13 protein-coding genes and 1 pseudogene are annotated in these 14,732 nt (G+C 72.3%); 6 read left to right on the top strand and 8 right to left on the bottom strand.

Annotated elements, in window-relative coordinates; all coding sequences use genetic code 11:
- Positions 1–104: 104 nt before the first annotated feature.
- The 5 genes from ACZ6TU_RS08965 to ACZ6TU_RS08945 form a co-directional block, all read right to left on the bottom strand.
- A complete protein-coding gene (locus ACZ6TU_RS08965; RefSeq protein ID WP_469547567.1) occupies positions 105–3,224 on the bottom strand; it encodes an efflux RND transporter permease subunit in 3,120 nt (1,039 codons plus the stop codon).
- Between the two features lie 159 nt (positions 3,225–3,383).
- Positions 3,384–4,067 carry a response regulator gene (locus ACZ6TU_RS08960; RefSeq protein WP_467674350.1) on the bottom strand — a complete coding sequence of 228 codons (684 nt, stop codon included), beginning with the start codon at positions 4,065–4,067 and terminating at the stop codon, positions 3,384–3,386.
- Positions 4,064–5,281: a sensor histidine kinase gene (locus ACZ6TU_RS08955; RefSeq protein ID WP_467674352.1), complete on the bottom strand. Its 1,218-nt coding sequence runs from the start codon at positions 5,279–5,281 to the stop codon at positions 4,064–4,066. The genes ACZ6TU_RS08960 and ACZ6TU_RS08955 overlap by 4 nt, the downstream gene beginning before the upstream one ends.
- Before the next feature lie 74 nt (positions 5,282–5,355).
- Positions 5,356–5,637, bottom strand: coding sequence for a PspA-associated protein PspAA (pspAA, locus tag ACZ6TU_RS08950; protein ID WP_467674354.1), 282 nt, complete (start codon positions 5,635–5,637; stop codon positions 5,356–5,358).
- 23 nt (positions 5,638–5,660) lie between these two features.
- Positions 5,661–6,446 (bottom strand): PspA/IM30 family protein, encoded by a 786-nt coding sequence (locus ACZ6TU_RS08945; RefSeq protein WP_467674356.1) that lies wholly within the window; start codon positions 6,444–6,446, stop codon positions 5,661–5,663.
- Positions 6,447–6,783: 337 nt separating this feature from the next.
- Here ACZ6TU_RS08945 and ACZ6TU_RS08940 point away from each other — a divergent pair, with 337 nt between their 5' ends.
- The gene (locus ACZ6TU_RS08940) at positions 6,784–7,383 is read left to right on the top strand and encodes a DUF3043 domain-containing protein (RefSeq protein WP_467674358.1); all 600 of its coding nucleotides are present in this window, start codon (positions 6,784–6,786) and stop codon (positions 7,381–7,383) included.
- Positions 7,384–7,466: 83 nt separating this feature from the next.
- The gene (locus tag ACZ6TU_RS08935; RefSeq protein ID WP_467674360.1) at positions 7,467–8,204 is read left to right on the top strand and encodes a class I SAM-dependent methyltransferase; all 738 of its coding nucleotides are present in this window, start codon (positions 7,467–7,469) and stop codon (positions 8,202–8,204) included.
- A 46-nt stretch (positions 8,205–8,250) separates the two neighbouring features.
- On the opposite strand, the gene ACZ6TU_RS08930 is transcribed toward ACZ6TU_RS08935, so the two are convergent.
- Positions 8,251–8,463 carry a hypothetical protein gene (locus ACZ6TU_RS08930; RefSeq protein WP_467674362.1) on the bottom strand — a complete coding sequence of 71 codons (213 nt, stop codon included), beginning with the start codon at positions 8,461–8,463 and terminating at the stop codon, positions 8,251–8,253.
- Positions 8,464–8,714: 251 nt separating this feature from the next.
- Here ACZ6TU_RS08930 and ACZ6TU_RS08925 point away from each other — a divergent pair, with 251 nt between their 5' ends.
- Positions 8,715–9,914: a bifunctional adenosylcobinamide kinase/adenosylcobinamide-phosphate guanylyltransferase gene (locus ACZ6TU_RS08925; protein WP_467674364.1), complete on the top strand. Its 1,200-nt coding sequence runs from the start codon at positions 8,715–8,717 to the stop codon at positions 9,912–9,914.
- Positions 9,915–10,020: 106 nt separating this feature from the next.
- Here ACZ6TU_RS08925 and ACZ6TU_RS08920 read toward each other — a convergent pair whose 3' ends face one another.
- Complete coding sequence (locus ACZ6TU_RS08920) at positions 10,021–11,049, bottom strand: class I SAM-dependent methyltransferase (protein WP_467674366.1); 1,029 nt, start codon at positions 11,047–11,049, stop codon at positions 10,021–10,023.
- A gap of 156 nt (positions 11,050–11,205) precedes the next feature.
- Here ACZ6TU_RS08920 and cobT point away from each other — a divergent pair, with 156 nt between their 5' ends.
- Complete coding sequence (gene cobT, locus ACZ6TU_RS08915) at positions 11,206–12,315, top strand: nicotinate-nucleotide--dimethylbenzimidazole phosphoribosyltransferase (RefSeq protein ID WP_467674368.1); 1,110 nt, start codon at positions 11,206–11,208, stop codon at positions 12,313–12,315.
- 141 nt (positions 12,316–12,456) lie between these two features.
- Positions 12,457–13,119, top strand: a pseudogene (locus tag ACZ6TU_RS08910) (hypothetical protein); the annotation flags it as partial.
- On the opposite strand, the gene ACZ6TU_RS08905 reads toward ACZ6TU_RS08910, so the two are convergent.
- Positions 13,106–13,870, bottom strand: coding sequence for a hypothetical protein (locus ACZ6TU_RS08905; RefSeq protein WP_467674370.1), 765 nt, complete (start codon positions 13,868–13,870; stop codon positions 13,106–13,108). The pseudogene ACZ6TU_RS08910 and the gene ACZ6TU_RS08905 overlap by 14 nt on opposite strands.
- Positions 13,871–13,930: 60 nt before the next feature.
- Between ACZ6TU_RS08905 and ACZ6TU_RS08900 the strand changes: the two genes are divergently transcribed.
- Complete coding sequence (locus ACZ6TU_RS08900; protein ID WP_469547561.1) at positions 13,931–14,713, top strand: adenosylcobinamide-GDP ribazoletransferase; 783 nt, start codon at positions 13,931–13,933, stop codon at positions 14,711–14,713.
- Positions 14,714–14,732 lie beyond the last annotated feature (19 nt).

The raw sequence follows: 14,732 nt of genomic DNA, 5'->3' as shown, positions 1-14,732 counted from the left end.
CCCCCGTAGAGCTGTTCGAGGCCCACAGGATACGTAACGGCACATGACGGCGGCCGGGCACCGACCGTGGAGGTCCGGTGCCCGGCCGCCGCCGGGTCAGGCCGTCACACGCCCGCGTGCTCCGGCTCCGCCGCGTCCGTCCGCTGGGCCGGCAGGCCCTTCTTCGCCGCGCGCTTCTTCGCCCGGCGCTCCTTGCGGAGCTCGAACATCGCGTACAGCGTGGGCACCAGCAGCAGCGTCAGCAGGGTCGACGTCACCAGGCCGCCGATCACGACCACGGCCAGCGGCTGGGCGATGAAGCCGCCCTCGCCGGTGATGCCGAGGGCCATCGGCAGCAGGGCGAAGATCGTCGCCAGGGCCGTCATGAGGATGGGCCGCAGACGGTGGCGACCGCCCTCGACCACGGCCTCGACGACGCCGTAACCCTGCTTGCGGTACTGGTTGATCAGGTCGATCAGGACGATCGCGTTCGTCACCACGATGCCGATCAGCATCAGCATGCCGATCATCGCGGGGACGCCCATCGGCGTGCCGGTGGCCACCAGCAGGCCGATCGCGCCGGTGGCCGCGAACGGGATGGAGACGAGCAGGATCAGCGGCTGGACCAGGGACCGGAAGGTGCCGACCAGCAGCATGAAGACGATCGCGATGGCCGCCAGCATCGCCAGGCCCAGGTTGGCGAACGCCTCGTCCTGGTCCTCGGAGACACCGCCGATCGAAGCCGTGGCGCCCGCCGGGAGCTTCAGCGCGTTGATCTCGGACTGGAGCTTGGTGCTCACCGCGCCCGTGTTGTCGCCGGTCGGCTTCGCGGTGATGGTGGCCGCGCGCTGGCCGTCGATACGGGTCATGGACACCGGGCCGTCGACCAGCTTGACCGTCGCGATGTCGCCGAGCTTCACCGCGCCGCCGAGACGCAGGTCCTGAAGCTGCTTCAGGGTCTGCGCGGGCTTCGCCGATCGGATGACGACGTCGCGCTCGGTGTCGTCCAGGACCGCCTTGGCCGCCGGGGTGCCGCGGACGGCCTGGGCGACGGCGGCACCGAGGGTCTGGTCGTTGAAACCGGCCGCGGCCGCCTTGTCGTCGGCCTTCACGGAGATGCGCGGCACGCTGGTCGACAGGTCGCTGGTGACGTCCGTGACGTCGTCGAGCGAGGCGACCGTCTTGCGGACCTCCTCGGACGCCGTGCGCAGGACGTCGGCGTCGGCGGCCTTCACGACCACGCTGAGGTCCTGGGCGCCGAAGCCGTCACCGGCGGAGATGGTGGTCGTGCCGATGCCCTTCAGCCCGGCGAGGCCCTTCTCGATGCTGTCCTGGACGTCCTCGTACGACGCCGAGTCGTCCAGCATCACCTGGTACGAGGCCTGGTTGGTGTCCGTACCGCCGCCGAAGGCCGCCATGAAGCCGGACGAGCCGACCGTGACCTGGTAGTCCTTCACGCCCTTGGTGCCGGAGAGGAGTTGCTCGACCTTCTTGGCCTGGGCGTTGGTCGCCTCCAGGCTGGTGCCGGGCTTCAGCTCCTGCTTGACGGCGAGGACCTCGACCTCGCCCTGGTCGAAGAAGTTCGTCTTCAGCAGCGGCGCCATGCCGAACGTGCCGACCAGGACGACGATCGCGAGGGCCACGCTGGTGAGCCGGCGGCGGGTCGCGAAGCGCAGGACAGGGACGTAGATGCGCTGGAGGCGGCTCTTGGCCTCCTTCTCCTCGGCGAGCCTGCGGGCCTCGTCCGCGTCCTCCGGGGTGCCCTTCGGGGGTCGCAGGAACCAGTACGACAGCACCGGTACGACTGTCAGGGAGACGAGCAGGGACGCCAGCAGCGCGGCCGTGACGGTGAGGCTGAACGAGCCGAACAGCTCGCCCACCATGCCGCCGACCAGGCCGACCGGCAGGAACACCGCGACCGTGGTGAGCGTCGAGGACGTCACCGCGCCCGCGACCTCGCGGACGGCGTCGAGGATGGCCGACCGGCGCTCCTCACCGTAGCCGAGGTGCCGCTTGATGTTCTCCAGGACCACGATCGAGTCGTCGACGACCCGGCCGATGGCGATGGTCAGCGCGCCCAGCGTCAGGACGTTCAGCGACAGGTCGCGGGTCCACAGCACGATCAGGGCGAGGACCACGGACAGCGGGATGGACACCGCCGTCACGAGGGTCGAGCGGATCGAGGCCAGGAAGACCAGGATCACCAGGACCGCGAAGAGCAGACCGAGCGCGCCCTCGGTGGTGAGGCCCTTGATGGACTTCGACACCGCGGGGCCCTGGTCGCTGACGACCGTGAGGGTCGCGCCGGTACCGAGGTCCTTTCGCAGGTCGGGCAGCTTGTCCCGGACGGCGTCGGAGATCGCCACCGCGCTGCCGTCGCGGTCCATGGTGACGGCGACGGCGAGGCTGGGCTTGCCGTCCGTGCGGGTGATGGAGTCGGCCGGGGCCTCCTGCTGCTTCACGGTGGCGACGTCGCCGAGGCGCACCGGTTTGCCCTTGCCGGGCTCGCCCGTGACCATCAGGTCCTGGATCTGCTTCAGCGAGGTGAAGCCGCCGCCGACCTGGACCGTGCGGTTGGCGCCGCCCTCGTCGAAGGAGCCGGCCGGGACGGTGGCGCCGCCCGCCTGGAGGGCCTGGACGAGGGACTGCGAGGTCAGACCCGCCTTCGCCAGCTCGGCGTCGTCGGGCGTGACGGCGACCTGGAGGTCCCGCACTCCGTCGACGGTGACCTGACCGACGCCGTCGATGCTCTTCAGGTCCGGCACGACGGTCTTGTCGAGCTGGTCGGCCAGGGCCTGCTGGTCCCGGTCGGAGGTGACGGCGAGGACGACGGTGGGGATGTCGTCCGTGGAGCCGGCGACGACCTGCGGGTCGACATCGTCCGGGAGCTGGACGCGGGCCCGGTTGACGGCCTGCTGCACGTCGGCGACGAGCTGTTCGGTGCCGTCGCCGTAGTCGAAGGACGCCATGATCACGGCGTTGCCCTCGGTGGCGGTGGACGTCACGCCGCTGATGCCGTCGACGGCTTCGAGGCTGTCCTCGATGGGCTCGACGACCTGCTTCTCGACCACGTCCGGGGACGCGCCCTGGTAGGGCGCCAGCACGGACACCATGGGCAGTTCGATGGTGGGCAGCAGCTGCTGCTTGAGCTGGGGTATCGCGATCGCCCCGAAGACGAGCGCGATGATCGACATCAGCCCTATCAGGGCCCGTTGCGCGAGGCTGAATCTCGACAGCCAGGACATGGTCAGGGTCTCTCTTCTGTTTAGCGGCAGAAGCGGCAGCGGGCGCGCAGATGAGCGCCCGCCCTTACACCCTGAGCCATCGGCGAGACCCGTTCCGTAGGCCCCAAGTCCCGTTCCTTATACGGCGCATACTCCGGCCGCAGTACGCCCGGGGCGAGCTCACTCCACCCTTGGACGGACCAGGCCGGACTCGTACGCGATGACCACCAGCTGGGCCCGGTCCCGGGCGCCCAGCTTGGCCATGGCCCGGTTGACGTGCGTCTTCACCGTCAGCGGGCTGACTTCCAGCCGCTCGGCGATCTCGTCGTTGGAGTGTCCACCCGCGACCTGGACCAGCACCTCGCGCTCCCGCACGGTGAGCGAGTCCAGCCGCTCACCGCGGGCCGGGTCGCGGTCGTCCGCGTCGGGGTCCTCCTGGGCGAGGAAACGGGCGATCAGGCCCGTGGTGGCCGCCGGGGACAGCAGGGCCTGACCGCCGGCCGCGGTCCGGATGGCGGTCAGCAGTTCCTCGGGCTCGGAGCCCTTGCCGAGGAAGCCGGAGGCGCCGGCGCGCAGCGACTGCACGACGTAGTCGTCGACCTCGAACGTCGTCAGGATGACCACGCGGACGTCGGCGAGGCCGGGGTCGGCGCTGATCATGCGGGTCGCCGCGAGACCGTCGGTGCCGGGCATGCGGATGTCCATGAGGACGACGTCGGCGCGCTGCTCCTTCGTCATCCGCACCGCCTCCAGGCCGTCGGAGGCCTCGCCCACCACCTCCATGTCGGGCTCGGAGTCGACGAGCACGCGAAAGGCGCTGCGGAGCAGCGCCTGGTCGTCGGCGAGCAGGACACGGATCGTCATGCGGGGTCCTCCCCGGGTGTGCGGTTCTTGACCGGCAGGATCGCATGGACACGGAAACCGCCGCCGTAGCGGGGACCGGTGGTGAGGGTGCCGCGCAGGGCGGTGACGCGTTCGCGCATGCCGAGCAGCCCGTGCCCGCCGCCGCTGCCCGGGTCCTCGTCCTCTCCGCTGCCGTCGTCCAGGACGGTGATCTCGATGTTGGGTCCGACCCGTACGACGCTGACCTCGGCGTTGGCCTGCGGCCCGGCGTGCTTCTGCACGTTGGTGAGGGCCTCCTGGATGATCCGGTAGGCGGCCAGGTCGACGGCTGCGGGGAGGGGGGTGCCCTGGTCGGCGCGGGCGACCTCGATGTGCAGGCCGGCGTTGCGGAAGGTGCCGGTGAGTTCGTCGAGGCGGTCCAGGCCGGGGGCGGGTTCGGTGGGGGCCTCCGGGTCGCCGGACTGTCTGAGCAGTCCGACGGTGGCCCGGAGTTCGTTGAGGGCGGAGCGGCTGGCCTCCCGGACGTGGGCGAGGGCCTCCTTCGCCTGGTCGGGGCGCTTGTCCATGACGTGCGCGGCGACGCCGGCCTGGACGTTGACCAGGGCAATGTGGTGGGCCACGACGTCGTGCAGGTCGCGGGCGATCCGCAGGCGCTCCTCGGCGACCCGGCGGCGGGCCTCCTCCTCGCGGGTGCGTTCGGCGCGTTCGGCGCGTTCGCGGATGGCCTGGACGAAGGCTCGGCGGCTGCGGACCGCGTCGCCGGCGGTGGCGCCGATGCCGGTCCAGGCGAAGATCGCGAGGTTCTCCTGGGCATACCAGGGCAGGCTGCCGGCGGCCATGGCGGAGCCGGTCAGGACGGTCATGGTGAGCAGGCCGACGCGCCAGGTGGTGGGGCGGTCGGTGGTGGAGGCGACGGTGTACAGGGCGATGACCGCGGACATGGCGACGGGGGCGCGGGGGTCGCCGGTGACGGACTCGATGACGGAGACCGTGCCGGTGAGGCAGAGGACCGTCATGGGGGCGCGGCGGCGGAAGACCAGGGCGGCGGCACCGAGGGCGATGAGGAGGAGGCTGAGGAGGTCGGGGGTGCGGAGGGCCCAGCTGACGCTGTCCCGGTGGCGGGGCTCGACGAACGACCCGGCGACCATGCAGACCAGGACGCCTGCGGCCAGGACCGCGTCCATGGCCAGGGGGTGTGCCTTGGCCTGGCGTTTGGCCCGTTGGAGGGTGCTCACGGGGATTTACGGTAGCCGGGGTGGACTCGAGCAGGGGAGACCTCCATCGCCCCGGCAGCACGACTGCCCGCGCGTCACGAGCCCGGAATCAAGCCGTCGTCGCTCAGGAGTTCCCGGACATCCTCAAGGGACGCGTCCGGGGACGGGAGGATCAGTTCCGATGGTTCAAGGGAGTCGTCCGGCAGGGGTTCGCCCAGGTCCCGGACCCTGGTCAGCAGGGCCTGGAGGGTGCGGCGGAAGCCGGGGCCGTCGCCGTTCTCCATTTCGGCCAGGAGTTCGTCGTCCAGCTTGTTCAGTTCGGTGAGGTGGCCGTCGGCCAGCCTCACCTGGCCCTCCCCCATGATCCGTACGATCATGTCGCCCTCCTCGGCGTGGGCCCCTACTGCTTGTCGAAGCGCGGGGTGTCCTGCGGCTGCTGCCCGGACTGCTGCTGGCTCGTGCCACCTTCGAGGGCCTGCTGCCCACCGCTCGAGCCGCCGGCCAGCTCGGCCTTCATCCGCTGAAGTTCCAGCTCTACATCCGTACCACCGGAGAGCCGGTCCAGCTCGGCCTGGATGTCGTCCTTGTGCATGCCGGACTGGTCGTCCAGGGCACCGGAGGCGAGCAGCTCGTCGATGGCGCCGGCGCGGGCCTGGAGTTGGGCCGTCTTGTCCTCGGCCCGCTGGATCGCCAGGCCGACGTCGCCCATCTCCTCGGAGATGCCGGAGAAGGCCTCGCCGATGCGGGTCTGCGCCTGGGCCGCCGTGTACGTCGCCTTGATCGTCTCCTTCTTCGTACGGAAGGCGTCGACCTTGGCCTGGAGCCGCTGGGCCGCGAGGGTGAGCTTCTCCTCCTCGCCCTGGAGCGTCGCGTGCTGGGTCTCCAGGTCGGTCACCTGCTGCTGGAGGGCGGCACGGCGGGACAGCGCTTCGCGGGCCAGGTCCTCACGGCCCAGCGCGAGCGCCTTGCGGCCCTGGTCCTCCAGCTTGTTGGACTGGGACTGCAACTGGTTCAGCTGGAGTTCCAGGCGCTTGCGCGAGGTCGCCACGTCGGCGACGCCACGGCGGACCTTCTGGAGCAGCTCCAGCTGCTTCTGGTACGAGTAATCGAGGGTCTCGCGCGGGTCCTCGGCCCGGTCAAGGGCCTTGTTCGCCTTCGCGCGGAAGATCATCCCCATACGCTTCATGACACCGCTCATGGGCTTCGCGCGCCCCCTTCTGACCGACTCCGGCTCCAGCACCTGCGACAGAACCCACAGTACGGGCCCTGCATCCATTACCGCACTGTTCGGGGACGGATGCGCTCATCCCCAAGGACGACTGAGCACGCTCCCGCTCCGGCGTAGGGAGTAGGTGATCCCCGGGGCCACCGGGCGTACCCCCGGTAACCGGAGCCGTACCTCCCGGGGAACGACCGGGTGCGCACACAACGTCCCCTCTGTCCCCTTACAGACGACTGGTGTTGCCGGATCGTTCCCCGCGGGACTGGGGTCCATGCCCGGGAAGCCCTTACCCTTGGGTTTTGTGTTCCGTAGCCGTGCGAAGGATGAGAAGGCCCAGGCAGCCGACAAGGCGCCGGTGAACTTCTCCAAGCAACCCCGCGACCCGCAGGCCCCGAAGGGCAGGCCCACGCCCAAGCGCAGTGAGGCCCAGTCCCAGCGCCGCAGCGTCGCCAACACGTCGATGACGCGGAAGGAGGCCGCCAAGCGGCAGCGCGAGGAGCGCCGCAGCGCGCTGGAGCGCCAGCGCCAGGCGCTGGCGAGCGGCGACGAGCGGTACCTGCCCGCGCGTGACAAGGGACCGGTCCGCCGGTTCGCGCGCGACTTCGTCGACTCGCGGTTCAACATCGCGGAGTTCTTCCTGCCGATGGCCGTCGTCATCCTCGTGCTGAGCATGGTGCGGGTGGCCGCGCTCCAGAACATCGCGCTGCTGCTGTGGCTCGTGGTGATCGTGCTGATCGTGCTCGACTCGTTCGTCTCGGCCTTCCGCCTGAAGAAGCAGCTCAACGAGCGCTTCGCGGACGAGAACAAGCGCGGCGCGGTCGCCTACGCCCTGATGCGCTCTCTCCAGATGCGCCGGCTCCGGCTGCCGAAGCCGCAGGTCAAGCGCGGAGAGCGGCCCTGACCGCGACGTCGTTCTCCGGGAGCGCGGCGGATGCCTGGCTGGACAAGCCGGGCGGGCTGCGCGATGTCGTCCGGCAGGAGCTGGTGGCCCGGCAGTTGGACGAGCAGATAGTCGGGCGCTTCCCGGTCGGGCAGCGGCTGCGGGTGCTCGACGTGGGCATGGGCCAGGGCACGCAGGCGCTGCGGCTGGCCCGGGCCGGGCACCAGGTGACCGGTCTGGAGCAGGACGCGAGGATGATCGCCGTGGCCCGGGAGTCCCTCGCCGGGGAACCGGAGGGCATCCGGGAGCGGATGCGGATCATCGAGGGCGACGGCCGGGACACCGGCGTGCACTTCCTGCCGGGCAGTTTCGACGTGGTGCTCTGCCACGGCGTCCTCATGTACGTGGAGGAGCCCGACCCGCTGCTGGCGGGCCTGGCCCGGATGCTCGCGCCCGGCGGGCTGCTGTCCCTGCTCGTGCGCAACGGGGACGCGCTCGCGATACGGCCGGGGCTGTCCGGCGACTGGGCGGGCGCGCTGGCCGCCTTCGACACGACCGCTTATCTCCCCCATTCTCGAACAGACTCGAACGGGGGGACCCCCATCCGCCTGGGGCTGGACGTACGGGCGGACCGGCTGAAGGACCTGACGGCGACGCTCGCCGGGATCGGGGCGCCGCTGCACGCCTGGTACGGGGTGCGGGTGTTCACGGACACGGCGGCGGACGGCGCGGAGGTCCCGGCCGACGTGGAGACGCTGCTCGCGGTGGAGGAGAAGGCCGGGCGCACGGATCCGTACCGCGGGGTGGCGGCGCTCCTGCATCTGTGCGGCGTGCGCGGCTGACACACGGAAGAGGGGTGGGCGGGGGCCGTCGGCCCCCGCCCCGGGCTCACGCGTCGGCCGCGTGCAGGCTCATCGGCCCGTAGATCTCCACGGCGTCCTCGAACAGCCGCACCTGGTCGGCGCCCCCCTCCTTCAGGGCCTTCCAGTGCTCCCCGATCCAGGACTCGGCGTCCCCCTGGGTGGGGAACTCCTCCGGCGGCACCGCGGGCTGGACCTCCGTCCCGTCGGTCTTCTCGAACCGCCACGTCCATGCCGCCATGTACGCCTCCCATGTGTGTGAGCACACTGCACAGCGGAAGCCGGATCTTGGTCCGGCTCCTGCCCAGAGCCTATGCGCTCCGCCGGGTGTGCCGTCATAGGACTGCGGGTGACCACTCACGTGCGGGTTGTCACGCGCGAATTCCGTATGAGCCCGCGCCGGCACCCCGCACGAGGCTCCATACGGGGATCCGGATGCTCCATAAGGGCTCCAGGCGCGCAGGAGCCGCGTGGGCACGCGAAAATCGGTGCGTGGAACTCACTCTCCTCGGCACCGGCGCCCCCGCGGGACTCCCCCGCCCCGACTGTCCCTGCGCGGCCTGTGCGGCTGCCCTCGGCCCGGAAGCGCGGGCGGCCACCGCGCTGCTCCTGGACGGGGCGCTGCTGCTCGATCTGACGCCCGGAGCCGCGTTCGCGGCGGCGCGGGCGGGCCGTTCCCTGACCGGCGTACGGCAGGTGCTGCTGTCGCATCCGCACGACGGGCCCGCGGTCGAGGTGCCGGCCGGGCTGCCGCAACCCGGACGGGTGCCGGACTGGCGGGAGTTGACGCTGCTGACGGGGCACCGGGTGCGGGCGGTGGCGATGGACTCGCCGGGCACCGGGTACGCGGTGACCGCGCCGGAGGGGCAGCGGCTGCTGTACCTGCCACCGGGCGGGGCGCCGGCGGGGCTCGAGGCGCCGGCCGAGTCGTACGACATGGTGCTCGCGGATGTCGTGGGGCGGCCGGACGCGCTGGCGAAGCTGCGGGCGGTGGGTGCGGTGGGGCCGACGACCGATGTGGTCGCCGTCCATCTGGACCACGACGTGCCGCCCGGGCCGGAGCTCGGGCGGCGGCTCGCGGCAGCCGGGGCGCGGGCCGTGCCGGACGGGACGACGCTGGCAGTGGGGGCGTACGAGGACGTGCCGGATGTGCCACGGCGGACGCTGGTGCTGGGCGGGGCGCGGTCGGGCAAGTCGGTGGAGGCCGAGCGGAGGCTGGAGGCCTTTCCGGACGTGCTGTACGTGGCGACGGGCGGGTCGCGGAACGGGGACACCGAGTGGTCGGCGCGGGTGGCCGCGCACCGGGAGCGGCGGCCGGGGTCGTGGCAGACGGCCGAGACGTGCGATCTGGTGCCGCTGCTGGAGGAGGAGGGGCCGCCGTTGCTCATCGACTGTCTGTCGTTGTGGCTGACGGATGCGATGGACGTGGCGGGGGCGTGGGACGACGCGGTGTGGGCGGAGCGGGGGGAGAAGGCGTTGCGGGAGCGGGTGCGGGAGTTGACGGAGGCGGTGCGGGCGACTCGGCGGACTGTGGTCGCCGTGTCGAACGAGGTGGGGTCGGGGATCGTGCCGTCGACCGCGTCGGGGCGGCGGTATCGGGATGAACTCGGGCGGTTGAACGCGGGGTTCGCGGACGAGTGTGAGCATGTTCTGCTGGTGGTGGCGGGGCAGGCTGTGGTGCTGCGGGGGTGAACAGTGCTCGGCGTCCGGGCTGGGGCCGGGTGGGTGCGCAGCTCAGCGCGACGAGGTGCCGCTGCGCCCCCTCCCCCATCGCCCCGAGCGGCACGACTGCCCGCAGCTAACCGGGTTTGTGGGCGATCAAGCGGTACGTGTTCGCGAAACGCGTGCGACGGGCGACCGGGGCCAGGAGGTGGTCCGCAGCCGATGCCAGGGCCACCAGGGGGATGCCCGCCCGCAGGAGGGCCGTGCGGGTGTGGTGGTGGAGCGGGGGTGGAGGGATCGCTCGCCAGGGGGTGTCGGGGGCGGGGAGTGCGTGGGAGAGGGCCAGGGCCGTGGCGCCGGAGAGGTCGTGGGGGATGTGGACGGGGCGGTGGTCCAGGAGGGCGATCGTGCAGCCGGCCGCCTCCAGTTCCGCGCGGATGTTGTGCGGGGGGAGCAGGTGCAGATGGCGGGGCTGGTCGTAGGCGAGCCACCAACGGCCCAGTAGCGCGGCGTACGCGCTGCGGGGGTTCAGGGTCTCGATGAGCAGGTGACCGCCGGGGCGCAGGACTTCGAGGGCGGCGTGGAGTTCCGCGCGGGGGTCGGGGGTGCCCTCCAGGTGATGGAGCATGCTGACCACGTCGTAGCGGGCGCGCAGGGGAGCCGAGATCCGGGGGTTCGTCAGGAAGCCCACGTGGGCCTCCTCGACACGGTCGGCCGAGCGGGCGCGGACCACGCGCGGGGTGTGGTCCAGGCCGTCGAAGGAGGTGTACGGGAAGAACTCCCGGGCGGTCGCCGGGAAGCGGGCGTGGCCCGTCCCCACGTCCAGCCAGCTCTCCGGCTCGCCGAACCGGAGCATCGCGCGGGCGGCCGAGCGGTGGCGGAGCCGGCTGCCGCGCAGCGCGAGGAGGGTGTCGGCCGCGACGTCCCGGGGCGCTCCGCGCACCGTCCGGTGGTAGAGCGCGAGGCCCTCGAACGTGAGGCGGGGGTTCTGAAAGGTGTGGCCGCAGTCCCGGCACTCGTCGACGGTGAAGGTGCCCGGCCTGTATTTCCGCAGGTCACCGGTGCGCAGCCGGTTCCGCAGCCGGGCGGAGCCGCACCAGGGGCAGTCCTCGCGGCGCGGCTCGTGGACCCGTGCGGTCGCTTGGGGGGTGGGGGGTGCGGTCATGGGCGGCTCCCTGGCGCGAGGCGTACGGCAGGGACGTACGACAATCCGCTGCAAAACGGAACGTATGGGATGGGGATCTTGGGTGCAACGACGTCGCCGCCGCGGAGTCGTGATGTGGCGCCCTGCTGTTCGAGAGGTGCCGGTACTGTTCGGCGAATGAGCTCGCTTAATCTCGACGACTTCACCGATCTGATCGAGCGTCCGGACGGCGGGGTGCGCCGTGACGCGGAGGCGCGCCGGGAGCGGCAGATCGTGCCGCCCGGGTCGCTGGGCCGCCTGGACGACCTGGGTGAGTGGCTGGCGGCGGCGCAGTCCGCCGTGCCGGTGCGGCCGATCGAACGGCCGCGGGTGGTGCTCTTCGCCGGTGACCACGGCGTCGCCGAGCTGGGCGTCTCGGCCCGGCCTGCGGGCGGAGCCGGGGAGTTGGTGCGGGAGGTACTGGAGGGCGGCCGGCCCGTGTCGGTGCTGGCGCGGCGTCTTGGCGTGCCCGTGCGGATCGTCGACATGGCCCTGGACTGCGACCCGGAGGCCCTGCCCGAGGACGTCGTACGGCACCGGGTGCGGCGCGGCAGCGGGCGTATCGACGTCGAGGACGCGCTGGCCCTGGAGGAGGCCGAGGCGGCGTTCCGGGCCGGGGTCGCGGTGGCCGACGAGGAGGCCGACTCCGGTACGGATCTGGTGGTGCTCGGCGATGTGAGCGTCGGCGGGACCACGGCGGCGGGCGTGCTGGTCGCGGCGCTGTGCGGGGTCGACGCGTCGGTCGTCACCGGCCGGGGCGGGCTGGCGATCGACGACCTGGCGTGGATGCGCAAGTGCGCGGCGATCCGGGACGCGCTGCGCCGGGCCCGGCCGGTGCTCGGGGACCAGTTGCAGCTGCTGGCGGCGGTGGGCGGGGCCGACCTCGCCGCGATGACGGGTTTCCTGCTGCAGAGCGCGGTGCGGAAGCTGCCGGTGGTGCTCGACGGAGTCGTGACGGCCGCGTGCGCGCTGGTCGGGCAGCGGGTCGCGTTCCGGGCGCCGGACTGGTGGCTGGCCGCGCACGACAGCGGCGAGCCCGGGCAGGCCAAGGCGCTGGACCGGATGGCCCTGGAGCCGCTGCTGACCCAGGGCGTGACCGTCGGCGAGGGCGCGGGCGGCCTGCTCGCGCTCCCCCTGGTGCAGGCCGCGGCCGCGCTGGCGGCGGAGCTGCCCGAGAAGCCGAAGGAGTCCGAGGCGCCTGGGGTCTCCGACGCATCCGAGGCCTCCGAGGTTCCCACCGAGCAGTAGCGTTCCGGGAGATCCAGGTCACGCACACCTGGCTCAACTTCGTCCCGTTGCAGTCGGTCTTCGCGTGTGGTGTCGGTTCGGCTGAGCCACAGACACCGCGCACCCCCGCCGACGTACCGACATCCGGACGAGGACGACCCGATGACCACGCTCGCCCGCTGGGCCCGCGCCGAATGGGGGCCGCTGTACGCGGCCGTGCGCGGGCCACTGCGGGAGCGGCGCCTGCGGGCCGTGCCGATGGCGGTCGCGGCCGTGTGCCTCACGGCCGTGCTGCACTTCGTGCACAACCAGTCGTGGGGCTACCGGTTCGTGCAGGACATCGGTGCGGTGCGGGCCGAGGACCCGCTGTGGCTCGCGCTCCTGCGGACGCCGCTGTCGCTGTTCGTGCCCGCGCTGGACCTGCCGGTGTGGGGCGGGCTGGCGCAGATCCTGCTGGTGTTCGGCATCGCGGAGCTCTGCCTGGGCCGGGGACGGACGCTGCTCATCGCGTACCTCGCGACGCTCGCGGGCACGCTGTACGCCCGCCTGGGCATCTGGCTGGGCCCGGACGCCCCGCTCGGCCTGCCCGCCTCGGACACGCGGGTCGTGGACACCGGGCCCTCGGCGGCGGTGGTGGGACTGGCCGTCTACCTGGGGTGGCGCTACCGCGCGTACGTCACGGCCGGGGCGGTGACGGTGGCGATGGTGGCCGAGGTCGCCCTGAAGGAGAACCTCGCGGGCAAGGAGCACTTGGCGGCGATCGTGGCCGTGCTGGCGGTGTGCGCGGTCGGCGCGGTGCGCCGGCGGCGCGTCAGCGGTGTTCGAGGGACCGGGCCGGCTCGGGGTCGGGCGCACCGCCGATCCAGTCCTGGAACGTACGCCGGGGGCCCAGCCAGCGGCGGTCGTGGCGGTAGGCCCGCAGGGTGGACTTGGCGCGGGCGCGAGAGCGGCGCCGGTAGAAGCGCTTGGCCCAGTAGGAGCCCGGGCGGGCCAGCCGTACGGCACCGATCAGGGCGATGACGGGGACGATCACGCCGAAGACCGCCAGGCGGGCCTTGCCCTTGAACAGGGCGATGAGGGCGAACACGAAGTTCACGACGACGTTCACGAGGACGACGGCGCGGTTCTGCTGCTGGTCGTCCGACAGGTCGTTGACGCCCAGGGGCGAGAAGCCGATCAGGAGCAGTCCGACGAGGGAGGCGGTGAGGACGACCATCTCGACGCTCTTGCGGCCGGCCTCGGTCCAGTAGACGTCGGCCAGGTGCAGGACCAGGGCGAACTCGTCGAGGACGAGGCCGGCGCCGATACCGAAGAGCACCGCGGCCAGCCCCGAACCGAAGCCGTGCTGCCCCCCGGCCACCGCGCCGAAGCCGCCGATGATCGTCAGGATGACACCGGGCACCACATGGTGGATGTGGACGCCGCCGCTGCCGCTGACATTGCGGAAGGGGCCCTTGCCCGCCCGGATGAGACGGGTGATGACCCGGGTGATCAGGAAGGTCAGCACGAAGGAGACCAGGGCGAGGAGCAGCGGCAGCTTGCCGGGTTCGATGATGTTCTGCTCCAGCCATCCCATATGCGAACTTTATCCTCGGCCGCCGCATCCGCTCTTCTGACCGGCGGGTAGCCTGCGCCGGTGTCCAGAACCTCGTCCCTCGACGGTGTCCGCTTCGCCTTCGGCACCCTCACGGTGTTCCCGGTCCGGGTGACCCGGTGGGACCGGGAGGCCGCGCGCGGCGGCATGCTGTGCGCTCCGCTGGCCGGGCTCGCGGTCGGTGCCGCTGCCGCCGCCGTCGGGCTGGTGCTGCTGTTCCTCGGTGCGGGTGGACTGCTCGCCGCCGTGGCCACCGTCGCCGTCCCCGCCGCCCTGACTCGGGGGCTGCACCTCGACGGGCTCGCGGACACCGCCGACGGGCTGGGCAGCGGGAAGCCCGCCGAGGACGCCCTGCGGATCATGAAGCAGTCGGACATCGGGCCGTTCGGGGTCATCACCCTCGTCCTCGCCCTGCTCGCGCAGGTCGCCGCGCTCGCCCAGGCCTACGACGCCTCCTGGGCCCGGGGCGCGTGCGCCGCCGTCGTCTCCGCGACGGTCGCCCGGCTGGCCCTGACCCTCGCGGCCCGGTCCGGGGTGCCGGCGGCGCGGCCGGAGGGGTTGGGGGCGGCGGTGGCGGGTGTGGTGCCGGTGCGGGGGGCGCTGGTCGCCGCGGTCGGGGTCGCGGGCGTGGCGGCGGCCGGGGGTGCCGTCCTCGGGCCCGATTACCTGGTCCGGGCCGTGCTCGCGGTCGTCCTGTCCCTGGCCGCCGCCGAAGCGCTCCTGCGCCACTGCACGCGCCGCTTCGGCGGGATCACCGGGGACGTGTTCGGCGGCCTGGCGGAGACGGCGGCGACGACGGCGCTGGTCGTTCTGTCACTGGGCTGAGCCGGACTTGTGTCACCGG

The organism is Streptomyces sp. NPDC052064 (genome assembly GCF_055585925.1).
Note: the sequence above shows the minus strand (reverse complement) of the source record. Positions and strands in the feature narration are given on the sequence as shown.